This is a genomic window from Commensalibacter oyaizuii (assembly GCF_029953265.1).
In the GTDB taxonomy this organism is placed as follows: Bacteria; Pseudomonadota; Alphaproteobacteria; order Acetobacterales; family Acetobacteraceae; genus Commensalibacter; species Commensalibacter oyaizuii.
The window spans coordinates 1,732,397-1,754,381 of record NZ_JASBAO010000001.1 but is presented as its reverse complement, the minus strand read 5'-3'; the positions used below and the strand labels follow the sequence as shown (position 1 = coordinate 1,754,381).

Here is a 21,985-nt window from a genome sequence, read left to right as displayed (position 1 = left end):
AAATGTAATTACTATTGATAAATACATTATTAACAGAGCAATTATAATACCTTGTTACAAGAATGTTGTTTTGAAAGTCTATTTTTAAATATAATGACTATCTTTTATGGTGAATTAAATGTAAATAACACATACTTTAAAAATCCAGTTATTCTAAATATATATAATAATGAAATGAATAAAAAAACTAGACAAAATAGTCTTTCGATTAAACTACTTATTTCTATTATCGTATGGGTAATTGGAGCTATTTTCTTTACAGGATATGCCCTTGCCTTACTTTGGCAGTTAGAGAATGCAGGGAAGGATATCAATTATGCTGGCAGTCTTCGTATGAAAATATATCATATGGCTGTTTTAATAACTCAACCTAATCATCAAGATGCTTTACAATCTGAACAAACCAAATTTTACTCTATTCTTAGCAATCTATCAAAATCTGATAGAAGCAACTTTCTTTTTCCAAATAACGCACAAATTGATAATCAAATAGATATTCTTGAGCAATCTTATAAAGAGAATATATTACCTATCCTTAATCAATCAACGACATACACTTTGTCTTCAAATGAACTACACACTATAGATCAGTTTATAAGTCATATTGATCGTATTGTAAAATTAATTGAAAATCAAAATACACAAAATATTATTTGGTTAAGATTTATACAAACCATTTTAATACTTATGGTTATTTTTACAGCTTTTTCTACTATTTATCTTTTATATCGGTTTGTAATTAGTCCATTAACACGTCTGCAAAATGCAATTCAAGAAGTAAGTATAGGAAATCTATCAGAACGTATTTCCATTACAAATGAAGACGAGTTTGGTATCGTCTCGGCTGGTTTTAATAGAATGGCGGATAATTTACAAGATTTATATAATAATCTTGAACAAAAAGTATCTCAAAAAACAATAGCTTTAGAAGAAAAAAATCACGAGCTTGCCATTTTATACGACATGACTACTTTTCTACATGAATGTCATATGCAAGATACTATTTTAGAAAATTTTTTAGATAAAATTATTCCTCTAGGATACGCAGATGGTGGATTTATAGGTGTTTTAAATAAAGCAAAAACAAGTCTTAATTTTTTATATAGTCAAGGCTTGCCCAAAGAATCAGAAGTTATTAAAAATTGCTATTTTTCAGCGCATTGTTTTTTCGATGTAACAGTTTTACCTGAAAATCCCAATCCTATTTACATTCAAACAAAAAATAAAAATAAATTTAATCTTTCTATTCCAAATTGTATTCAAACTGCTTTCGATTATTTTGTTATTTTTCCTATTTGGCATAATAATAATGAAATAGGAATGGTTGTCTTATATTTCAAAAATCCTAGAACTTTTTCAGAAAAAGAAAAACAGACACATTATTTAATAAAAACCCTTACTAAACAATTAGCGATTGCGATTGAAAATCAGCATCTAACATCAAAAGAGCAAGAGCTTGCTATTCTCGAAGAGAGAAATATGATTGCGCAGGGATTACATGATAGCATTGCGCAATCGCTTTCTTTTTTAAATTTACAAGCTCAAATGCTGAAAAAAGCAATTGATCAAAAGGATTATAATAGAATAGAGAAAAATATATGTTTTATACAACAAGGAATACAAGAATCTTATGATGATGTGAGAGAGCTACTTCTAAATTTTAGAACAAAAATCAATCATACTGAAAATTTTCAAGAGGTTGTTCAAAAAGTTTTAAACCGTTTTAAAGCACAAACTAATATCCCCATTGAAGTAAGCAATTTAAATCAGCAATTTTCTTTGACACAACAGCAGCAATTGCAAGTGATTTTTATTTTACAAGAAGCATTGTCAAATATACGTAAACATTCTCATTGCAGCCAATCTAAGCTTTCGTTTACGAATAATAAAAATTTTACTATGCGTATTGAAGACAATGGCGTTGGTTTTGATATAGAGGCTATAAAAGAAAAAAAATTAAATCATGTTGGATTATCAATTATGAAAGAAAGAACTAAAAAAGCTTTTGGAACAATTAATATAACATCTGTTTTACAGCACGGAACAACAATTGAACTTATTATTTCACAATAAAAACGGAACTCTTAATGACGGACACTAAAGTTAAAATTTTATTAATCGATGATCATGCTCTTTTTCGCTCAGGATTAAAATTCTTGTTAGAAATTGAAAAAGATTTTGAAATTGTTGGTGAAGCCCAAGATGGTTTGCAAGGCGTTAAATTAGCCAGTGCGCTTCACCCAGATATTATATTACTTGATTTAGATATGCCTGTTATGGCAGGAAAAGAAACATTACAACAATTATTAAATATAGATCCTACCTTAAATGTTTTAATTTTAACGGTTTCCGAAGATGATGATAATTTGTTGGAATGTATGAAACTTGGTGCTAAAGGTTATTTACTTAAAAATATTGACACTGATTTTTTGTTAAATAGTATTCGAAAAATATTAGAAGGGGATTATATTTTGTCTCCAGAAATGACAACAAAACTCATTGGACAATTTAAATCGTCAAAACAACATGATGATAAACCATATCAATTATACGAAACATTAACATCGCGAGAAAAAGAAATCTTAGCATGGTTAACGAAGGGTATAAGTAATAAAGAGATTGCTCGTTTCTTCAATTTATCTGAAAGTACAATTAAATTACATGTTCAAAATATCCTGCGTAAATTAAATATACGCAGTCGCATTCAGGCTGCTATTTTCGCATTAGAACATGGATTTAATAAATTATAGTGTATTAGTTATATAAGTAATATTTAGAGAATTTAACATTTATTGATTAGGTATTGAAAAGTTAAAGGGTTTTTTGCATTTTTCATTTTATAATAAAAATCTGGATACAAACGATATAATTTTTAAGCCTCAATATTTATCAATAAATATTATTACTTATTAGCATCATCTACCACTTTTTCTCCATACCAACTTTTTTAATGAAAAAGTTAATGAATTATATTCACTTATTTATAGTCATTGTATGAATGAAAGCACTTGCCGATTTTTATCGTAAATTCAGAAATATATCGAACAAGGTTGTCTTTAAATTGAGGGAAAAGAATATTATCAATAAACCGATACTTCTAAATAAGAATCATCTTTATGAATGCCTTGATATTCAAAATATTATAAAAGAGCTGGAAACGCCTGATTATGAATTATATACATAAATCTGTATTAATTATTAATAAAAATCATAAAATAGAAATGTGAAAGATTACAACAGCTCAAAATATGATTTAATTTTTATAGATACATTTCCTTAACTCTCCAATTCTTTAGTCTATTAATAATTGCAGTTGATGCACTTATTATCTTAGTTGTACCACGCGGGTATGACAGTATGACTTTGTGTCTACTGCAAACTATATTAACTCTGTCTGAACAATTACCTTCAAAGGGGAAAAATAACCAATAAATAAAATTTTAATTGTTAATACTAATGATAAAAGTCAGCATGAAATAAGAGTTTCGATAAAATTAGTTAGAGCATTACAGGATAAGTTCTTAACGATGAATATAAAACATTCTGAGGTATAGTAGCGTCTGAAAAAGATAGAACCGTTTTAGATATAAAAAATCAGAAGAATACTGTTTAATAACAATTTATTAATGCAACTAAAACAATAGCATTAATAAGAAAAAATAATTATGGCTTAAATAAATAGGACTTTTAATAAATATATTTATTTACATGATAAAAAAAGAACAAGTCTTGAACAAAAGATTAATTTGCCACCCGTTAATATACCTGCCAAAGTCCCCCATGTCATCAATATTACCATACTTAAAATCTTAGTAAATACTTCATTTGCACTAATATTTTATTAAGCTATGCTTTCTGATAGTTTAGGAAAAGTTTCTGTTGTTCTTTGACCTGCTGCATGCTTAAAAAGAGCTCTTGCTCCAGAAGCCATTCCCTCTTTATTGATAGGCTTGTTTGCTATACCTGACAAATCTTAATTACCTAAACCTTCCCAATCCAAAAATCCATAGCTTCATTTATCAACCTATCACCAGAACCACCATTTGGTGTTTTTTACCTGTAATTGCATCTTTTGTTTTATCAGCAGCTTTGGTTTCTGCACCTAAAATAGTATCATTGATACCCTATATTTTTTTACCAACGACACTATGTTCAACACTCTCTACAACATCAATCTCGTTAATATCTTTCGTTAAATTAATAAGGGTTTTATTCCCCGATAATTGCGTTGCTTTATGAGCAGCTTTTAGTGCTGCAGAAACGAGTTTTTCTACAATCTTACCATCCGCAGCATTATATTGCTGAAGATTTCAGACAATAATAGAATCACTTAAAGCACCAGAATTCCACTCATTGCAGCTTCTGCTGCTACACCTGTTCCACTGGCAGCAATATCCATACCAATATTGGTCAGTAAAATAGCGAGGTCTTTGTCTCCTTTTGCTAAAGATAAAGCATTATCAGCAAAAAAATGCACTGTTGCTACTGCTGTTGCAGTGCCTACAGCTAAACTGGCAGCCGCACTGCCGACGTTTCCCCCGAAAGCGCCTTTAATGGCGGCACTACCTGTGGCTTCGAGGATGATGCATCCCCAGTCGTTGGAGAGCTTGGTTTCATCAAAGCCTAGGACACCATCACTATTTAACGCGTCAGAGATTTGTCTCATGATTTCGCCGACCAGCTGCATGCCCAGTTGGCTGTTTTGCAATTGGTTTGCCAGTTTATTGGCGTTAAAATTATTGTCTAGATGCCCATCGGCACTGTTGACATCTGTGGTGTGCCTGCCCCACGTACTGCCAGCATTAACTGTGACGTTCCCACTAATCGCCGACTGACTGGTGTTAGTTTCATCATATTTACGGTTCCCACTACTAATCAGGTCAGAATTCGCAGCCAAGTTCCCGGCAACAACACCCAACGGCCCAAGGGTGCCACCCAAAGCATCTATCCCTAAGCTGAACCCTCCGCCTGTTGAGGTCACATTCCATTTAGAGTGGTTCTCTTGGCTTTTAGCAATTAATTTGCCTGTATTTAAATGACTATCCCTGCCTGTGTCGCTGATCACACCGCCTTTTAAATACGTGGTGTCATTAACATCCACCTGAACCCCATCATTGCCAGCATACAATCCAGAAAACTGGCCAGTGCTTTGATAATCATTCATAATCTTTTGATTCGAATAATTACCATTAATACTCCAACCACCTCCCAAACCAGGAACAGAAACCGTCGTATTTGCAACAACCCTAATACCGTTGCTGCCAACCTCAATTACGTCGCCAAAACTGCTACCCTTACTGGCAAAATGCATCTTGTCCTATTCTGGTTGTAATGTGACATCGTTTCCTGGTAAAGCCACGTATTTGGCCAGATAAATCACCAGCTGTTACCGTCAAATCGCCATTATGCGCATCATTAACATTATCCCCACATACAACAATGTTCAGATCATGCCCAGCCGTGGCTGAAAAATCGACAATCGTATTTTGCAAATATTCAATCTTCGATTTGCTGGTGCTAAATCCAGCCTGAACGCCACCAGAAATAATCCCACCACCATATTTATCAGGGTTCGCAATTGCATTGCCTACCGCATACCCCCCTGCTTCGCATTTAATGTCTTACCCACAGCACTGCCAGAACCATTCATATCCGCAGCAATCGCCTGACCATATCGAACAGCCTGTCCAGCTACAGAAATAAACGATAAACCAGTCTTTATGCCACCAAACACAAAGGATTATTTATGGGTTTCATCAACTCCGTTATGAACCTAACCGAAGAACTACTGATATTTAAATCGTTCCCCGCACCAAGGTTCGTTCCCGTAAATTTCGACTATTCCCTCCAACAGCACCAAGGCCTGTGGAAATCTTATGACCCGTATCTTTCCAATCCGCTATCACTTCTGGGTTATGTTTATCAATTGATACCATAATGTCCATCAATATATCCCAATCTTCGTTAATTTTTGGATCAGCTTGCTTTGTTTATCAAAATTAACCTGCATCTTGCCCGCATCAAACTGATCCTTGATATACCTGACAACATCAGCATCATTATTAATTTTACCCGTCATGGATCCCGCATTCATGGTAATATTGCCACCAATCACTAAACCCGTTGTCGTATGGTCATTATTCACCAAAATTTCACCCCCAATCCCAAGACCAGAGGCACTGTTTAAAACATCCCCTGATAGTAGATGGTTATCCTTGGCATCTGATGCTGTTCCCGCAACCGCTTCTTGGCTGGTCAGCCGTGCCACCAGAAACATTTAAACCACTCCACACCGAATGATTATCCAATGAATTTCCAATCAATCTGCCTATCGTAATTTGGTTTGTATCCGCATCGGCATTACTGATAATCGCACCCCCTGTTAACGTCGTCGTGTCAGATATATTTACGTCCAACCCACCTTTGCCCGCATATAGCCCAGACACCGTTTTTTCAGTTGATTGATAATCATTGTGAATATCCGTAATACCCCTTTGTTAACGTTCCTTGGGTAAAAGGAATAAGAGGTCATGTACTATTCCCAAAACCTGCAGAAACCAAAGGTAAAGAACCAGATACCTCAACCTGGTAACGATCACTATCATATTTAGCCGTGTTTTGTGGTGTAGTAATAATCGTGATAGAGCCATCACCAACCGTTCTATCAGAATTCTTGTTCGTAATTTGCGCACTGTTCAAGTTCAAACTGCCACCTTTATTGTTTATCGTAACAGAATTCTTACCATTAACAACCGTATCAATCGTAGTCTTGCTGGAGGATTTGGAATTCCCCCAACTCATAGATCCTGCAACTGTTAAGCCAACGCTGCCCCCCGCAATTCCTACAGATGCACTGGCACCCACTCTGATCCTATTACTCGAAGATGAGCTTTTGGTATTTTCAGTTTTATATCCTGCATTCAGGTTAACATCCCCCTGCATTAAAAACCACATCATTCCCACTGACAGTTAAACCTGTCGCATTAATGTCGTGTGGAGCTGGATCTATACTAGTGACTTTGTAAGGGGCTATATACAGGCTATTTTATGCGTACGTAGGGGCGATTACAGGCAGTTTTTAAACTATCTATCTAACTGATTCTTATGTTACATTGTGACCTGAATCTATATTAGAGCAGAATAATACCATATAATCTGTTCAAAATCACTAAACTACGTTAGATTCATTTAAATCTAAATTATTTACCAGTCGAATCTAGATGAATGGATATCACAGTCAATATACACTCTATAGAAAATGCTTAGAAAAAGTTACCCAAATTTATTCTTACTATTTACTCTTTGTTTCTATAATACCCTTACGGGCAGGGTTTAGAAAACTCTATAGAAGCTCGCCATATTCATTTAATCACTCCACTAGGTAAATTTTTAAGCCTTGGCACATAAACCCAAAGTAAACAACAAACTTTGGAAGTGATATCTACCTAGGCTAGTGGGGATACCAAGAGGTATATTATGAATATTTAGAAAGTTTTCACCTTATTCGCCTCGATAAAATTACTTTTATATTTGGCTTCAATACTTACAATATCGAAGTTTCCGAAAAAAATTGTTTTTCATGGTTCGTCGAGTTTTCAATAAGATGTTATATAAAAGAACTTAGAAAATATTATGAATTTATTGACCGCAATCCCTCTAGATTTTGGAACTGTTCAGAGCTTGACATTATTAAGAGTTAAACAAGTAATTAAAAAAGATTGCTATACTCTATCTCTAAACTAATTTACTGATCGTGCTAATGAATAAACTTTAGTTATGATGATTTATTAATATATTTAATTGATTATATCCGTAAAAGCTTCAATTTATCATTTATTAAGCTCACGTTGTTTAAGGCATAACAGAAAAGTGTAAGCAAAAGAAAGTATTTATGCCATTAAGTTGGCAAAACAGCGGTAACAACAGGATAGAGAGTTGAGAGGTTATGGAATCAAAAATTTTTAATTGGATATACAGGTTTTGATGTCTCAAAACTGACTAGTCACCTCTTTCTATTATCTAGTCGTGCTTATATAGATGGGTGACCAATTTATAAAGAAATTCGTATCCATGGCCAGTTCTAAACAATAGGAAGAGCTGGTGCATTCAACCCACTATGCTCAATGTATGATTCACGTGTTCTGGAAAAAAATTAGTCCAGTTTAAATTTAACGGAGAAAAAATTCTGGAACCTAGATATAGTAACGAGCTTTTTATAGCTTGTATTCCAGATACATAACTATAAAACTGCTTTTACAACGAATAAAAACATACTATTAACAGCCTTGGTTACATAAAAACCATATTCCAATGATAGTATCATTCAGAAGAATTCCTTAAAAATTTGAGAAACTGCAAAAAACTTAACAATCAATTTCATATTATGAAACCTATTTTTAAGATACGCACTGATCATGTCAACGCAAATTAAATGTCTTGCAACATAGCCCCAACAAGAAACTCTCGAACGAATTAGACAGCTAGAGTCGTTTCTTTCTCAACATCCAGAAATTAGAGATAATAAAAAACCTCTATATGGTGGAAATTAAAGAAAACTACTAATTTACAAGAAAAAAATACATGGACATTTATTATGATTGACCCGACACAAAACAATTTAATTGTAGAATGGTTACTGAGCAATAGCAAACGTCCCACGTTGGCTTTTCAGTTATGGACAAAACTGTTTAAAGCAGTTGATATTCAAACGGATCAAATTATGCTTGCCCGTCAAGAACTTGCTCAAGAAGTGAATAATAAAATTATGTAATGTAAGTTCTGTTATGTCTGAACTTAAAAGTATTAGAGCAATTATCAAAAAGAAAGAAGGACGAGGTGTCATTTACTATATAAACCCACATGTTGGCACTCATCTACCTCATGAAATTAGAGAAAAAGCTCAACAAATCACTCCAAAGTTAAAACTACTTTAAAATCTCTTCATAAGTCACATCATCTAAATATACTTGAGCTTCCATTTCATAGGAAGTTTTTTGCTTCTTTGTTAGAGTTTTAAGAAGATTTCTATACTCTGTAATCGCTATTTTGTCTCCACTTAAAATTCTGGCAAGTAAAAAACTAGAATTTTTAGTAGATATTTTTTGTTTATAAAACAGGTCAACAGCTTTGACATAGCAAGGCTGCAAATTGGAAGAGTTACCCTGTTCTTGTTTAAAATGACAAATTAATAATTGAAGCGATGCAACAGGATCATATTGAATAGATTCTTGATAATCACTAATTGCTTTACTTTTTTCACCCAACATCATGTAAGCATCTGCTCTAGAACGTAAAACCTTAGCAACAAGTTTCTTGTTCGAATGATCTTTATTGTTTTGTAGCCAATTTGAAAACTTATCTTTTGCCTGATGTGTTAAATTTTCATCATGAGTTCGGGTTGCTTTTAAAAGCAAATCATTTGCTTGTTGTAAAACCTCGGAATAACTTTGTGCAAATACAGAGGTCTTAAAAAACAGTAAAAACCCTACGATTATAAATAGTTTTAGCAGCTGCAGCAAATGATTTAAATAAAAAAACTTGGTGAAGCCATTAAGTAAACCTTTCTATTTCTTAAGATTGTTTTATAACATCGAACTTATATTTCTTTTCCGCTGCTCTTGGCGTTGGTTGAATAAGACCATTTCCCGTATCAATTGTATATCCCCCTTCTATAATTAAAAATACTTTGTCAAGAACAGATTAAGGAGGCGGTAATTTAAAATCTGCATCCCCTATTGTAGCAAAACCATCTAGAGGTAATAAGCGAGGTATCTTTGGATCATTTTCAACACGTTTTTTTTGAAAAACCCTATCATTTACTTTAATTATTACCATCACGTACCATTCAACAGTCGTTTAAGAAACTAGTTCGATAGGTACTCAAGCTCGGACAAAAACAGAAAGTGTGCCATCTTTTTTCAAAGAAATAAGACCCTTAAAAAAAACTACCAGCCCACCAAGTTGCTTTCTCCACAAATATAATAGCAGCTTGTTTAATATAATAATTTTCATTAATGGGTTTATAAACATACTTTGTTGAGTGATTAAACTTTTCGCTCCATGTTCTTGTATCTTGTTGCCAAACGGGCTTTTTAAACCTATTCTGCCATGTCTGGGAATTATCTTGAGATGAAGTCTTGTTGAATTTCTTTTGCCATTCAGATTCAGGAATAACGGACATAATTTAATACTTTTTTTCTATATTTGTATTTGTATCCGCTACAAGAACACTCATAATCACCTCTTTAGAACTTTCTTCACAGATGCCAAACTCTGGGTGGTACTCAAAATATGCTGTCACAGAACATGCATCATCATATTGATCTTCAGAGTTGATTGAGAACTTTTCAACTTTTACATCATCACAATAAAGAGGAAATAAAATATCACTATATTGTTCAAATTGTTCACTTGCCCAAGCATCATTAAACCTTACGGTAAAAGCTTTGGCGATCTCTAAAGCTGCAATATTGCCCGAACCTACAAACTTCATCTCCATTGTCACTTCTGATCGCGCCCATAAAATTTTATGTTTGTCCGTATAACGGGTCTCAGTCGTTGAAAGTTGATTTTCATTTATAACCTGCAAAGCGATATAAAGATGCTTAGAAGTTGAAATTCGGTCGTTTTTTACTCTAATAGGGATCGCTTTTTGTAAGAACTTCCCTATTAAATTATACATTTCTCTATAAGTTAGTTTTTCAGCCCTGGGAATCCTCCATCTTCTGGGGCTTTAGTGGTTACTTATGCTGGTTGATCATCATTTGTTTGTTTGATTATTTCATCAATCATTTTTACTTACCTTATGGAGTTAGATTTAAAACACAAGAAAAAGCGCAATGATTAAATCTCTGATTTAGTAATTACTATTTAATTTTTTCTAAAGGAATTTTGAATGATTTTACTATTTCAGCAATATTATCAAAAAATTAGTAGGTTTAGTTTCATTATCTTTTCCAAACATAAACTAACTCCTTAATCAATTAAACGTCTGTTATATATTTTATCTATTATTTGCTCTATAAAAGCTAATGAACCAGAATCTATAGTATTATAACGAAGCGTGAATTCACTCACATATCGATGTAAATGTTTGAAACTTATATGATGAAATATTCCGCAATAACTACGGTTTACCGTTTTTACACTCACCTACGCAGTGATTAACTGTTGACACGGCAATCTTTGCAATAACAAAGCATAGGATTGTTGTTTTACACTCAACTGTAGAAATACTTCCGCAGTAAGAACAAAGTCCACCATCACTTTTCCATCTATCATCTCCAAAAAAACACGCAAAATCTTCGTTTAAAAAACATCGAAAAAATCTTATAAACTTAATATCTCTGTATTTTGCATCATAAAAAACCCTTCAACTAACTATCCCCATTCATAATAAAATAACATTTGGCTAGTTAAATGTATGATCCTCTTAATTTTGATCTACTAAGCGCGTTAATTAATCTTAAATCAGCAGTTTCTTTTTATCAAACTAAATATCATAACAAAAATAATGAAATAATTTGTATTTTAACCAATCATACGATGTAGATTATATTACGTCTCTAAAATTATATCGATAACATTAACTATAACCACATGAAAACAAAAAAATAATAGTAGCAAAGCTTGCAAATAAGGAATCTTGGGAAAATGATGCATTTATTGTTAATTATTTTCAGCAATATCTATTTTAAAAATAAGGTAAATCAAAGGTTAAAAATTATTAATATAAATAAATAATTAAAATCTGAATGTAAAAAATATAAACACTAAATAACTATATAATATAAGCTGGAATTTAAAATGGATTATTTTTCTTTATATATCTTTACTTTTATTTATAGACACCTTATCTAAACTACAAAAATAATTTAACAGTATAAGTATAGATTAAATAAATCTTGATTAATTGCGTAAACACTTCATCTCAATGCAAAGAATAAAATAAATAATCCATAATTTCTCTTGCAATATCGACAAAAATTATAGAGTATGATGAAATTTAATTTCTTACATTGGCAAATTAATTATTTTTTATGCGTTAGTTTTGTTAATTGAATATTTAATTTGTAAAAAGGGTAATTGTATGACAAAAAAACAGCATTATCGTCCTGCAACTCAACTTATTCACGGGGAAGTTGAACGTACCTTATTTGCAGAAACCAGCGAAGCACTTTTTTTAACCTCTGGTTTCGTATATGAAAACGCAGAGCAAGCCGAACGAACCTTTAAAGGGGAGGAAACGCACTATCAATATAGTCGTTTCAACAATCCCACAACAAAGGCATTAGAAAACCGTCTTGCTGCACTTGAACAAGCAGAAGCATGCGTTACAACGTCAACAGGAATGAGCGCGATTTTTGCAAGCCTTCTACCTTTATTAAAATCTGGCGACCGTGTCGTTGCATCTCTTGCCCTCTTTGGTTCGAGCTACTGGATTGTACAAAATCTTTTACCACAAATGGGAATTGAGGGGATATTCATTGATGGTACTGACTTACAACAATGGCAAGAGGCCCTTAGCAAACCTACCAAAGCTGTTCTTATCGAGACACCTTCAAATCCAATGTTGGATATTTTAGATATTCAAGCCATCGCCGACCTCACCCACAAAGCAGGGGGGACATTGATTGTCGATAACGTATTTGCAACACCCCTTTATCAAAAACCATTACAATTTGGGGCCGACCTAGTCACTTATTCTTGTACAAAACATATTGATGGTCAGGGTAGAGTGCTGGGTGGTGCGATATTGGGCAGCAAAAAGCTCTTAGATGATCATATTGTCCCTTTCACTCGTAACACAGGGTTAAGTCTATCTCCTTTTAATGCATGGGTGTTTTTAAAGGGATTGGAAACTCTACCTGTACGTATCGAAAAAATGACAAATAACGCCTTGCATTGTGCAAAATTTCTAGAAAAATCCTCCTATATAAAGCGCGTTTTATATCCTGGGTTAAAATCGCACCCACAATATACTCTTGGGCAAAAGCAGATGTCTGCACCAAGCACGATGATTGCTTTTGAAGTAAAAGGCGGCAAAAAAGCAGCCTTCACATTTATGAATGCTTTAAAATTAATCTTAATCTCTAATAATTTAGGGGATAGTCGTTGTATGATGACACACCCTGCGACAACAACTCATATGAAAGTCAGCCAAGAGGATCGTTTACGCCTTGGCATAACAGATGGTTCTATTCGTTTTTCTGTTGGTTTAGAGGATCCACAGGATTTGATTGAAGATTTACAATGTGGACTAGACGCAATTGCTGCGTTGACATAAAGAATACTATTATGAATAATGAATATACTCCTCTACTCTTTTCACCCATTTCCCATGCTTCAACAGAACAATATCAAAAACTGCATGGAACAAAACAATTTTTTGAAGTCACAACACACGATGTTCGCATTGCTATTTATCCATTTTGGCTAAGTGATTTTTCTTATCCTCAACGTTCTTTATATAGCTGGGGATATCATGTTCGTGTCGAAAATCACCGAAGAGAAACTATACATATCTTAAAAAAAGATTGGTTTGTTATCAAAAGTAATGGATCTAAAGAACCACTGGATAATGCGCTGCGTATTAAGCACCGCCCATTCATCAAATCTGGAGAGGCATGTGATTTTACAACCAGTCTGACACTAGATACCCCATCTAACATCATTAAAGGATCTTATACTTTTACCAACGATAAAAAAGCTGAGCTTTTAATACCCATCCCAACGTTTAATTTAGATAATCCTAACGACTTCTCCCCTATTCACTAAGGATGAAACTGTTTTATGAATATTGAAAACCCTACTTCACCCCCCACACGCGAAGAAGCAGAAGAAGCCATTCGCACTTTAATTCGTTGGGCAGGGGATAACCCTGATCGCGAAGGATTAATAGACACTCCAAAACGCGTTGTTAAATCCTTTGACGAATTTTTTGCAGGATATAAAGAAGACCCTGTTGAAATACTCTCCCGTACTTTTGAAGAAGTTGGCGGGTATAAAGAAATAGTTCTATTAAAAGATATCCGCTTTGAAAGCCACTGCGAGCATCATATGGTTCCTATTATTGGAAAAGTTCATATTGCTTATCTACCGCGCCTTCACGTCGTTGGAATATCAAAATTGGCGCGTATTGTCGAAGTTTTTGCCAAACGTTTACAAATCCAAGAGCGCATGACTTCAGAAATAGCCAATACAATTCAGGAAGCTTTAGAGCCCCAAGGTGTCGCCGTCATCATAGAAGCGACGCACGAATGTATGACAACTCGTGGTGTCCATAATACGGGCGTTTCTATGGTTACTTCTAAAATGCTGGGGGTCTTTAGAGACAATCCAGAACAAAGAGCTGAATTGTTAACCATGTTAAATCGTCCAGCCAACGGACTATGACTTTATATCCGTTGTAATTATAATTTCATCCATCATACGACGTAACTTTTGGCGACTGTCAGGATAATGATCTGTTGCGATAATTTCACATAAATATCGCATCTGACGTCGCGTCGTATATAACTGATCAATCAATTGTAGAACTAAGGGCATTGCATCTTCTGTTACCCCCAAGTGATCACGCAATTCTAAAATCAGTCGAATACGAGCTTCATCAATTTCATGAAAGCAGTAATGACCTTCTTTTGTCTCTGGTTTTACCCATTGATTGCGGATCCAAATCTCAATTTCAGCAGATGATACTTGTGGAAGATTAAGACAAAGTGTTTCAAGTGTTATCATCTCTTCTTCTCCCCGATTTTTAATATAATGCTATTTGTCAGAATTAGCTGGTAAGTTCTTAAAAAAATCTTCCAAAGCTTTGTCAACCTTACCGATGGTTACTTGTAAGGTAACATACAAATCTCCAGCTTCATCTTGTCCTTTGGCTGGTAACCCTCTTCCACGCAAACGCAAGACATTACCTGTGTCTGAATGAGCTGGAATATTCAAAGCAACATCGCCTTTGGGGGTTGGGACGGTGATTTTTCCCCCTAAAACTGCCGTTTTTAAATCTACAGGCCAATTCAAACGAATATTTCTGCCTTCACGTTTAAAATGAGGATGGGGACGAATATGAATGGTAATTAAAGCGTCACCTGCAGGCCCGTTTTGAAAACCTGGTTCACCTTTACCACGTAAGCGTAAGACTTTACCATCTTCAATACCCGCTGGAATGGAAACATCCAACATTCCACCATTAGGTAACGTTACCCTAGATTTGGTTCCATTGACCGCTTCTAGAAAGTCAATATCTAAGTTATACCTGCGATCCTGCCCCCGCTGTGCGCGAAAACCGCCCCCTTGCTGAAAAGGTCCCCTACCTGCACCGCCAAACATTCCAAAGATATCTTGTAAATCTTCTTCGGAAAACTGGGCACCATTCCCTGCATGACTATAACGAAACCCTTGATTACCATCAGCATAATGACGATAACCACCCCCTCTAGCGAAACCTTGTTCTTGACCATTAATATCGATTTCGCCACGGTCATAGCGTGCTCGCTTTTCTGGATCAGATAAAAGTTCGTTTGCAATCCCAATCAATTTAAACTGTTCTTCAGCATTTTTATCGCCAGGATTTAAATCAGGATGATGCTTTTTTGCTAAATTACGATATGCTTTGCGAATTTCATCCTGACTGGCGGTTTTAGAAACACCTAATATTTTGTAAGGGTCTTTACTCACTGCGAGATTTCCTTTGAAACTGACATGATTTTTTCGAAATCTAACTCTTCAGCCAACGCAATTACTAATGCTTCAAAAACATCCGCAGGTATACCAGCATGCGCAGCATCTTTAGCCATTTTCGACAATTGATCTTGAATGAAATCTCTTTCAAAACCTGGTTGTTTTCTGATATTTTCCATAAGGATGCTCTGTTTGTTTAAGAAATTTATGATAAATTGAAGCTCTGTCTATACTATCATAATAAGTTTAATGTATGCCAACAAAAGATATTTTTTAATATTAAGGGACACGACCTATAAAGAGAATAAATTTTATTATTCTTATGTCAAGCAAACAAAATATAAGCTCTTATCTTTAAAACTTTTACTTGTCTAAAATGGTAGAACGAAATTGCCCGACTTGTCCGCGATGACGTAACCAGTGGTCTGCTAATACACACGCTAGCATGGCTTCGCCAACTGGTACTGCCCGAATGCCAACGCACGGATCATGACGTCCCTTGGTAATAACTTCAGTTGCATTTCCTTCCGAGTCAATTGAAGGCTGCGGAATTAAAATAGAACTCGTTGGTTTAACTGCAAAACGTACAGTAATTGGTTGTCCTGTGGAAATACCCCCCAAAATACCCCCAGCATGGTTAGAAGAAAAAGAAAGCTTTCCATCAGCCAAATATATAGGATCAGCATTTTCCTCTCCACGTAAGGTGGCAGCAGAAAATCCATCACCAATTTCAACCCCTTTAACTGCATTGATACTCATCATTGCTTGGGCAATATCAGCGTCTAATTTTCCATAAATAGGCGCACCTAAGCCCGCCGGTACCCCTTCAGCAACCAATTCAATCACTGCCCCAATAGACGACCCCGCTTTACGAATAGAAGCCAGATAATCCTGCCATTTTGGCACCATTTTTGCATCTGGACAGAAAAATTCATTATTAGTAACCTCGTCCCAAGACCAGTTACGGCGGTCAATAGTCTGATCGCCAATTTGTACCAAGGCTCCACGGATTTTAACCTTATCCCCCAAGATTAATCGTGCGATTGCCCCCGCAGCAACCCGCATTGCTGTTTCACGAGCCGAAGATCGTCCACCCCCACGATAATCACGAGTACCATACTTCAAGTCGTAGGCAATATCGGCATGTCCTGGACGGTAAGATTGAGCAATATTAGAGTAATCCTTGGAACGTTGATTCGTATTTTCAATAAGCAAAGAAATCGGGGTGCCTGTTGTTTTTCCCTCGAAAACCCCTGATAAGATTTTTACCTGATCAGGTTCGTTACGTGTTGTAGTAAAAGCAGATTTTCCAGGTCTGCGCAAATCCAACCAAGGTTGAATTAATGCCTCAGACAAAGGAATTTGAGGGGGGCATCCATCAACAACACATCCAATAGAAGGCCCGTGACTTTCCCCCCATGTCGTAACCCGAAATAATGTGCCAAAACTATTATACGACATGGTATCTTGTACTCACTATGGAAAATAATATTATTCTTCTGAAGCTAATGCTATATCTGGAGCTGTTGGATTTTTCATTCCAACAATATGGTATCCACAATCAACGTGATGGACTTCACCAGTTACCCCACGGGACAGATCAGAAAGAAGATAAACTCCTGCGCCCCCAACTTCGTCAATTGAGACATTACGCTGCAAAGGTGAATTTAATTGATTCCATTTTAAAATATAGCGGAAATCACCAATACCACTGGCAGCCAATGTCTTAATAGGACCAGCAGAGATTCCATTGACACGGATATTATCCACGCCCAAATCTGCCGCCATATATTTAACAGAGGTTTCCAATGCAGATTTTGCAATACCCATCACATTATAATGTGGCATTACACGTTCTGCACCCAAATATGTTAGTGTTAACAAAGATCCACCTTCTGGCATCAGTTTTGCAGCTTCCTTAGCAACAGCTGTGAAAGAAAAGCAAGAAATATCCATAGCCGTTAAAAACGCTTCTCTAGGTGTATCAACGTAACGACCACGTAAATATTGCTTATCAGCCCAACCAATTGCATGCACAACAAAATCCAGTGTGCCCCATTTATCAGCAATATTTTGAAATGCTTTGGTAATATCTTCATCGCTACCAACATCACATGGAATAAGATAATCAGATCCCAAGCTTTCAGCTAAGGGTTTTACCCTTTTTTCTAAAGCTTCCCCTTGATAAGCAAAAGCAAGCTCTGCCCCTTGTAATGCACAAGCACGAGCAATTCCCCAAGCAATAGAATGATTATTGGCCATACCCATAATCAGTCCACGTTTACCTCGCATTAATGACCCTTCGACTGGAAGTACAGCACCCTCTTTTGACATGATAATCCCTAAGATATTTTGATGGTTTACACGACTTATGATATATACTCAGAAAAAACAGAAAAATCTGCATTTTATTGTTCATACATGATTTATAGTAGAAAGAAAAGAGTATCCTGCCCTTTCATTTCCTTTGCAAGATAATTTATGTCACAAAAACTTCACTTGCTTTCAAAAACGGCATTCAAATACTTTTTGATCAAATTTTAAAAGCCTGCCATAATCAACTTATAAAGAATTGTATATTAATAGAACAACATTCTTATTAATATACTGATTAGCAGGTTTATTTAGCTTAATATGTCCTGATTATGCACAAGGAATATTCAAATGCTTCATATCAAAAAAATATTAATTCCCATCCAAGGTACTTCCTTATCCCACTCAACCTTAACGACAGCATACTTATTATCACAAAGCTATGATGCACATTTGGCTGTTTTACACGTTCATCCAGATAAAAAGGACATTATACCCTTAACGGGAGAAGGGCTATCTGGAACAATGATAGAAGAGGTCATGAATATCGCAGAACACGAAAGCATAAAACGACTAAAATTCACTCGTAAAATTTTTGATGATTTCATTGATGCACACGGCATAGAGCAAACCTCCTTGGCTCCTAGCGATGAAATGAATGGAAAAATAACTGCAAGTTTTACAACATTGACGGGTCGTGAAAACAGCATCATTACCTATTGCTCCCGTTTGTCAGATATTACCGTTCTTTCTCATCCAAACTCGGACGAACATGTGTCCTCTTCTGAAATATTACACACATTACTTTTCGAAAGCGGTCGTCCAGTTGTTATCGCCCCCAAAGAAAACCCAACCAGTGTTGCGAAAAGAATCTGTATTGCTTGGAATGGCAGCGCTGAATCAGCAGCGGCCTTGCACGCCAGCCTAAGATGGATTCATTCTGCTGAAAAGGTTGGGATTTTATATAGTGCTGATTACGAAGATCAGGGTAATACAATTAACGATGTTTCAGATTATCTTAAATTCTATGGTATTGATGTTGATTTATTAAAATTTAATGCCGACAAAAACACGGGCGAAAATATGTTAGCCACCTGCACAGACTATGGTTGTGATCTGCTATGTATGGGGGCGTATTCCCACCCACGCTGGAAACAACTGATTCTTGGTGGGGTTACCAGCTATATGCTAGAGCATGCCAATTTGGCTGTTTTAATGTATCGTTGATCATTGTAATCTTTTCTATTTCCTTAATCTTATAGTGAAAGAGGAATCTCTTTCACTATTTTTTTTCGTATTATAAATGAAACATCAATAATTCTTTGTATATTATAAAAATATTCGATATATTATTAAAAATTACTTGATTTATTACCCCTATCTAATAAGGATACCATATTGTGGCCCCCACGAATAAAAATGCAAATGCAGAAGGAAGTTTTGTGCTAACCGCAAATCGCTTTTCTGATGGGCGCGTTGTTTGGTTTACCCCCCAGGGATACTGGAGCGTTATCCTTGAAGAGGCAGAAATCTTCCCTTCGAAAGAGGCTCTTGACTTGGCACAAGAAATTGCCAGCAAAGATGTTGCAACACAATATATTGTTGATCTCTATTCCGTAGAATTGAATTCAAATCGCATTCCACGCACAACCCGCGAACAGATACGTGCTTTTGGCCCAAGCACCCATCCCGAATTTAATCCCCGCTCTATACAAGAAACAACACTCAATGAATAATCATCCTACATCCTCCCCTACCTCTTTGGCTGTTGGTCGTTATAACTATGATCAACTGGATCACAATTTTCTAAAAGAACGTATCAATCAATTTCGTTCCCAAATCCAACGCCGTCTTAGTGGTGAACTATCTGAAGATGAATTTAAGCCCTTACGTTTGATGAACGGGGTTTATTTGCAATTGCATTCCTATATGTTACGAGTAGCCATCCCTTACGGAATTTTATCGTCGACCATGTTACGGGGATTGGCGTATGTTTCGCAATATTACGATCGTGGGTATGGACATTTTACAACCCGTCAAAATATACAATTCCATTGGACCAAGTTAGAAGAAGTTCCTGATATCCTAACCCATCTGGCATCTGTTGAAATGCATGCTTTACAAACCAGTGGAAACTGTATTCGTAACATTACTAGCGATGAATTTGCAGGTTTGGCCGAAGACGAAATTTTAGATCCACGCATCTATGCTGAAGTCATGCGTCAGTGGTCAACCTTGCATCCTGAATTCACATTCTTACCACGTAAATTTAAAATCGCCATCAGTGGATCATCTAACGATCGCGTTGCCGCCTGTTTTTATGATATCGGTATTTTAACACGCCTAAATGAACAAAACAAACCTGTATTTGAAGTATGGGTAGGCGGTGGGTTAGGGCGAATCCCCTATCAAGGCAAAGTCATTCGTGATGATTTGCCCCCAGAACATTTACTTGCCTATATCGAAGCAATCATTCGCGTATATAATCTGCATGGTATCCGCAATAATTTGTACAAAGCACGTATTAAAATCCTAGTTGAAAATTTAGGAATTGATGCCTATCGTGAGCAAGTAGAAAAAGAATTCGCTAGTATGGATTTGGATCAATATCGTCTGTCTGATGATATTATGAGCCAGATTCAAAAACGCTTTGGCCGTCCCACCTTAGCAGATTACCCCAATGCCTCTGCAACGTTAGAAAATCAACGTAAGCAAGATAAAGCATTTGATCGTTGGGTTAAAAATAATACACATCCTCATTTCCACAAAGATTATATTGCGGCTGTTATCGCCCTTAAAGAAGTGGGTAAAACCCCAGGGGATATAACTACGGAACAAATGTATGCTTTGGCTGATCTAGCTGATCAATTTGCTTTTGGCGAAATCCGCGTCACCCATCTACAAAACGTTGTTTTGGGACATATTCGTAAAGATCAGCTTTACGCTTTATGGCAAGAACTAAAAAAATACAAACTGGCCACACCAAATATTGGATTAATTACAGATATTGTATGCTGTCCTGGAATGGATTATTGTGCTTTGGCCAACGCACGTTCTATTCCTGTTGCTAAACAAATTGCTGCCTTATTTGAAGACATCGAACTACAAGAAAAAATTGGCCCTATTAATATCGGTGTCGATGGTTGTATTAATTCATGCGCGCATCATCATATTATGAATATCGGCGTGCTAGGTGTTGATAAAAAAGGCGAAGAATTCTATCAAATTAAATTAGGCGGTTCTTCCTATAAAGAAGGGGCATCTATTGGATCAATTTTAGGTGCATCCGTTACAGCAGACGAAGCAATCGCCGCCGTTAAAAAGCTGATTGACTTTTATTTAGAACAACGTCAAGACAACGAACATTTTATTGATACCTATCGTCGCCTTGGCACCGCCCCCTTTAAGGAGATCGTTTATGCCACTGCTTAAAAACGGAGAGATCATTTCTGATCCTTGGACATTGATCGAAGGGGAATTACCCAATCCATTATCCCCAAATACAATCGTACCTTTTGCATCTTTATCAGAGATGGACATCGATGCAGCTTCTCAGCCATTGGGTGTCTTATTCCCCTGTGATCAGGATATTGATGCACTAAAACCGTTCTTATCAAAACTGGCACTCATTGCCCTAAACTTTCCCGCGTTTAAAGATGGCAGAGCATTTTCTCAAGCTCGTAAAATTCGTGAACAATTAAAATTCACAGGCGAGTTAAGAGCCACAGGTAGAATGTTATCTGATCAATATCAATTTCTAATCCGTACGGGATTTACAACCGTAGCCTTACCCGAAACTGCCAATATTCACAGTTGGCAACAAGCAATGAATGATTTCACCGAAGCCTATCAACCTTCGATCCTTAATGAAAAACGCCTTTCTGGGTTACGCTGGAAAGTGTAATAAAGAACAAAAGGATAAAACAGCAATCAATATGCTTGCTGTTTTACCGCATTTAACTATCTAAAACGAATTTACATTTTCATT

At 35.8% G+C, this 21,985-nt stretch carries 26 protein-coding genes; 10 read left to right on the top strand and 16 right to left on the bottom strand.

Annotated elements, in window-relative coordinates; genetic code table 11:
- The first annotated feature begins 174 nt into the window (after positions 1 to 174).
- The gene (locus QJV27_RS07900) at positions 175 to 2,073 is read left to right on the top strand and encodes a histidine kinase (RefSeq protein ID WP_281448388.1); all 1,899 of its coding nucleotides are present in this window, start codon (positions 175 to 177) and stop codon (positions 2,071 to 2,073) included.
- A 14-nt stretch (positions 2,074 to 2,087) separates the two neighbouring features.
- Entirely contained in the window at positions 2,088 to 2,750 is a 663-nt protein-coding gene (locus QJV27_RS07895) for a response regulator (protein ID WP_281448387.1), read from the top strand.
- A 1,580-nt stretch (positions 2,751 to 4,330) separates the two neighbouring features.
- On the opposite strand, the gene QJV27_RS07890 is transcribed toward QJV27_RS07895, so the two are convergent.
- The 7 genes from QJV27_RS07890 to QJV27_RS07860 form a co-directional block, all read right to left on the bottom strand.
- On the bottom strand, positions 4,331 to 5,311 hold the full coding sequence (locus QJV27_RS07890) for a hypothetical protein (RefSeq protein ID WP_281448386.1): 981 nt from the start codon (positions 5,309 to 5,311) through the stop codon (positions 4,331 to 4,333).
- On the bottom strand, positions 5,295 to 5,492 hold the full coding sequence (locus QJV27_RS07885; protein ID WP_281448385.1) for a hypothetical protein: 198 nt from the start codon (positions 5,490 to 5,492) through the stop codon (positions 5,295 to 5,297). The genes QJV27_RS07890 and QJV27_RS07885 overlap by 17 nt, the downstream gene beginning before the upstream one ends.
- 95 nt (positions 5,493 to 5,587) lie before the next feature.
- Positions 5,588 to 5,734 (bottom strand): hypothetical protein, encoded by a 147-nt coding sequence (locus QJV27_RS07880; RefSeq protein WP_281448384.1) that lies wholly within the window; start codon positions 5,732 to 5,734, stop codon positions 5,588 to 5,590.
- A gap of 61 nt (positions 5,735 to 5,795) precedes the next feature.
- Entirely contained in the window at positions 5,796 to 5,945 is a 150-nt protein-coding gene (locus tag QJV27_RS07875) for a hypothetical protein (RefSeq protein ID WP_281448383.1), read from the bottom strand.
- A complete protein-coding gene (locus tag QJV27_RS07870) occupies positions 5,945 to 6,277 on the bottom strand; it encodes a hypothetical protein (RefSeq protein ID WP_281448382.1) in 333 nt (110 codons plus the stop codon). The genes QJV27_RS07875 and QJV27_RS07870 overlap by 1 nt, the downstream gene beginning before the upstream one ends.
- Entirely contained in the window at positions 6,210 to 6,446 is a 237-nt protein-coding gene (locus QJV27_RS07865) for a hypothetical protein (protein WP_281448381.1), read from the bottom strand. Before QJV27_RS07865 ends, QJV27_RS07870 begins: the two co-directional genes overlap by 68 nt.
- An 82-nt stretch (positions 6,447 to 6,528) precedes the next feature.
- Positions 6,529 to 6,957 carry a hemagglutinin repeat-containing protein gene (locus tag QJV27_RS07860; protein ID WP_281448380.1) on the bottom strand — a complete coding sequence of 143 codons (429 nt, stop codon included), beginning with the start codon at positions 6,955 to 6,957 and terminating at the stop codon, positions 6,529 to 6,531.
- Between the two features lie 1,636 nt (positions 6,958 to 8,593).
- On the opposite strand from QJV27_RS07860, the gene QJV27_RS07855 reads away from it, so the two are divergent.
- Positions 8,594 to 8,770, top strand: coding sequence for a hypothetical protein (locus tag QJV27_RS07855; RefSeq protein WP_281448379.1), 177 nt, complete (start codon positions 8,594 to 8,596; stop codon positions 8,768 to 8,770).
- Between the two features lie 154 nt (positions 8,771 to 8,924).
- Here QJV27_RS07855 and QJV27_RS07850 read toward each other — a convergent pair whose 3' ends face one another.
- The 4 genes from QJV27_RS07850 to QJV27_RS07835 all read right to left on the bottom strand — a co-directional run bounded on the left by QJV27_RS07850 (position 8,925) and on the right by QJV27_RS07835 (position 10,681).
- Positions 8,925 to 9,413, bottom strand: coding sequence for a tetratricopeptide repeat protein (locus QJV27_RS07850; RefSeq protein WP_281448378.1), 489 nt, complete (start codon positions 9,411 to 9,413; stop codon positions 8,925 to 8,927).
- Positions 9,414 to 9,699: 286 nt separating this feature from the next.
- Positions 9,700 to 9,834 (bottom strand): hypothetical protein, encoded by a 135-nt coding sequence (locus QJV27_RS07845; protein WP_281448377.1) that lies wholly within the window; start codon positions 9,832 to 9,834, stop codon positions 9,700 to 9,702.
- Between the two features lie 100 nt (positions 9,835 to 9,934).
- Positions 9,935 to 10,180, bottom strand: a complete 246-nt coding sequence (locus tag QJV27_RS07840; RefSeq protein WP_281448376.1) for a hypothetical protein — start codon at positions 10,178 to 10,180, stop codon at positions 9,935 to 9,937.
- Between the two features lie 3 nt (positions 10,181 to 10,183).
- On the bottom strand, positions 10,184 to 10,681 hold the full coding sequence (locus QJV27_RS07835; protein ID WP_281448375.1) for a phage neck terminator protein: 498 nt from the start codon (positions 10,679 to 10,681) through the stop codon (positions 10,184 to 10,186).
- Between the two features lie 1,407 nt (positions 10,682 to 12,088).
- Between QJV27_RS07835 and metZ the strand changes: the two genes are divergently transcribed.
- The 3 genes from metZ to folE are packed head-to-tail and all read left to right on the top strand — an operon-like array spanning position 12,089 to position 14,394.
- The gene (gene metZ / locus QJV27_RS07830; RefSeq protein ID WP_281448374.1) at positions 12,089 to 13,285 is read left to right on the top strand and encodes an O-succinylhomoserine sulfhydrylase; all 1,197 of its coding nucleotides are present in this window, start codon (positions 12,089 to 12,091) and stop codon (positions 13,283 to 13,285) included.
- Between the two features lie 11 nt (positions 13,286 to 13,296).
- Positions 13,297 to 13,776 (top strand): ApaG domain-containing protein, encoded by a 480-nt coding sequence (locus QJV27_RS07825; protein WP_281448373.1) that lies wholly within the window; start codon positions 13,297 to 13,299, stop codon positions 13,774 to 13,776.
- A gap of 15 nt (positions 13,777 to 13,791) precedes the next feature.
- Positions 13,792 to 14,394 carry a GTP cyclohydrolase I FolE gene (gene folE, locus QJV27_RS07820; RefSeq protein ID WP_281448372.1) on the top strand — a complete coding sequence of 201 codons (603 nt, stop codon included), beginning with the start codon at positions 13,792 to 13,794 and terminating at the stop codon, positions 14,392 to 14,394.
- Here the strand turns inward: folE and QJV27_RS07815 are convergent.
- From QJV27_RS07815 to fabI, 5 genes are all read right to left on the bottom strand, one after another.
- On the bottom strand, positions 14,389 to 14,736 hold the full coding sequence (locus QJV27_RS07815) for a hypothetical protein (RefSeq protein ID WP_281448371.1): 348 nt from the start codon (positions 14,734 to 14,736) through the stop codon (positions 14,389 to 14,391). The two genes, folE and QJV27_RS07815, sit on opposite strands and share 6 nt — an antisense overlap.
- A 30-nt stretch (positions 14,737 to 14,766) precedes the next feature.
- Complete coding sequence (locus QJV27_RS07810; protein ID WP_281448370.1) at positions 14,767 to 15,681, bottom strand: DnaJ C-terminal domain-containing protein; 915 nt, start codon at positions 15,679 to 15,681, stop codon at positions 14,767 to 14,769.
- Positions 15,678 to 15,863: a hypothetical protein gene (locus QJV27_RS07805; RefSeq protein ID WP_281448369.1), complete on the bottom strand. Its 186-nt coding sequence runs from the start codon at positions 15,861 to 15,863 to the stop codon at positions 15,678 to 15,680. The genes QJV27_RS07810 and QJV27_RS07805 overlap by 4 nt, the downstream gene beginning before the upstream one ends.
- 184 nt (positions 15,864 to 16,047) lie before the next feature.
- A complete protein-coding gene (gene aroC, locus QJV27_RS07800) occupies positions 16,048 to 17,145 on the bottom strand; it encodes a chorismate synthase (protein WP_281448368.1) in 1,098 nt (365 codons plus the stop codon).
- 30 nt (positions 17,146 to 17,175) lie between these two features.
- Positions 17,176 to 18,018 (bottom strand): enoyl-ACP reductase FabI, encoded by an 843-nt coding sequence (gene fabI, locus QJV27_RS07795; RefSeq protein WP_281448367.1) that lies wholly within the window; start codon positions 18,016 to 18,018, stop codon positions 17,176 to 17,178.
- A 330-nt stretch (positions 18,019 to 18,348) separates the two neighbouring features.
- On the opposite strand from fabI, the gene QJV27_RS07790 reads away from it, so the two are divergent.
- The 4 genes from QJV27_RS07790 to QJV27_RS07775 all read left to right on the top strand — a co-directional run bounded on the left by QJV27_RS07790 (position 18,349) and on the right by QJV27_RS07775 (position 21,901).
- On the top strand, positions 18,349 to 19,224 hold the full coding sequence (locus tag QJV27_RS07790; RefSeq protein ID WP_281448366.1) for a universal stress protein: 876 nt from the start codon (positions 18,349 to 18,351) through the stop codon (positions 19,222 to 19,224).
- A 173-nt stretch (positions 19,225 to 19,397) separates the two neighbouring features.
- Positions 19,398 to 19,733 (top strand): DUF2849 domain-containing protein, encoded by a 336-nt coding sequence (locus QJV27_RS07785; protein ID WP_281448365.1) that lies wholly within the window; start codon positions 19,398 to 19,400, stop codon positions 19,731 to 19,733.
- Positions 19,726 to 21,429 carry a nitrite/sulfite reductase gene (locus tag QJV27_RS07780; RefSeq protein WP_281448364.1) on the top strand — a complete coding sequence of 568 codons (1,704 nt, stop codon included), beginning with the start codon at positions 19,726 to 19,728 and terminating at the stop codon, positions 21,427 to 21,429. Before QJV27_RS07785 ends, QJV27_RS07780 begins: the two co-directional genes overlap by 8 nt.
- On the top strand, positions 21,416 to 21,901 hold the full coding sequence (locus QJV27_RS07775; protein WP_281448363.1) for a DUF934 domain-containing protein: 486 nt from the start codon (positions 21,416 to 21,418) through the stop codon (positions 21,899 to 21,901). Before QJV27_RS07780 ends, QJV27_RS07775 begins: the two co-directional genes overlap by 14 nt.
- Positions 21,902 to 21,985 lie beyond the last annotated feature (84 nt).

Excerpts from the sequence above, each read along its gene's own strand:
- QJV27_RS07900 (WP_281448388.1), top strand. The coding sequence starts at position 175 with ATGAATAAAAAAACTAGACAAAATAGTCTTTCGATTAAACTACTTATT.
- QJV27_RS07895 (WP_281448387.1), top strand. The coding sequence starts at position 2,088 with ATGACGGACACTAAAGTTAAAATTTTATTAATCGATGATCATGCTCTT.
- QJV27_RS07890 (WP_281448386.1), bottom strand. The coding sequence starts at position 5,311 with ATGCATTTTGCCAGTAAGGGTAGCAGTTTTGGCGACGTAATTGAGGTT.
- QJV27_RS07875 (WP_281448383.1), bottom strand. The coding sequence starts at position 5,945 with ATGGACATTATGGTATCAATTGATAAACATAACCCAGAAGTGATAGCG.
- QJV27_RS07870 (WP_281448382.1), bottom strand. The coding sequence starts at position 6,277 with ATGTTTCTGGTGGCACGGCTGACCAGCCAAGAAGCGGTTGCGGGAACA.
- QJV27_RS07860 (WP_281448380.1), bottom strand. The coding sequence starts at position 6,957 with ATGATGTGGTTTTTAATGCAGGGGGATGTTAACCTGAATGCAGGATAT.
- QJV27_RS07855 (WP_281448379.1), top strand. The coding sequence starts at position 8,594 with ATGATTGACCCGACACAAAACAATTTAATTGTAGAATGGTTACTGAGC.
- QJV27_RS07845 (WP_281448377.1), bottom strand. The coding sequence starts at position 9,834 with ATGGTAATAATTAAAGTAAATGATAGGGTTTTTCAAAAAAAACGTGTT.
- QJV27_RS07840 (WP_281448376.1), bottom strand. The coding sequence starts at position 10,180 with ATGTCCGTTATTCCTGAATCTGAATGGCAAAAGAAATTCAACAAGACT.
- QJV27_RS07835 (WP_281448375.1), bottom strand. The coding sequence starts at position 10,681 with ATGTATAATTTAATAGGGAAGTTCTTACAAAAAGCGATCCCTATTAGA.
- metZ (WP_281448374.1), top strand. The coding sequence starts at position 12,089 with ATGACAAAAAAACAGCATTATCGTCCTGCAACTCAACTTATTCACGGG.
- QJV27_RS07825 (WP_281448373.1), top strand. The coding sequence starts at position 13,297 with ATGAATAATGAATATACTCCTCTACTCTTTTCACCCATTTCCCATGCT.
- folE (WP_281448372.1), top strand. The coding sequence starts at position 13,792 with ATGAATATTGAAAACCCTACTTCACCCCCCACACGCGAAGAAGCAGAA.
- QJV27_RS07815 (WP_281448371.1), bottom strand. The coding sequence starts at position 14,736 with ATGATAACACTTGAAACACTTTGTCTTAATCTTCCACAAGTATCATCT.
- QJV27_RS07805 (WP_281448369.1), bottom strand. The coding sequence starts at position 15,863 with ATGGAAAATATCAGAAAACAACCAGGTTTTGAAAGAGATTTCATTCAA.
- aroC (WP_281448368.1), bottom strand. The coding sequence starts at position 17,145 with ATGTCGTATAATAGTTTTGGCACATTATTTCGGGTTACGACATGGGGG.
- fabI (WP_281448367.1), bottom strand. The coding sequence starts at position 18,018 with ATGTCAAAAGAGGGTGCTGTACTTCCAGTCGAAGGGTCATTAATGCGA.
- QJV27_RS07790 (WP_281448366.1), top strand. The coding sequence starts at position 18,349 with ATGCTTCATATCAAAAAAATATTAATTCCCATCCAAGGTACTTCCTTA.
- QJV27_RS07780 (WP_281448364.1), top strand. The coding sequence starts at position 19,726 with ATGAATAATCATCCTACATCCTCCCCTACCTCTTTGGCTGTTGGTCGT.
- QJV27_RS07775 (WP_281448363.1), top strand. The coding sequence starts at position 21,416 with ATGCCACTGCTTAAAAACGGAGAGATCATTTCTGATCCTTGGACATTG.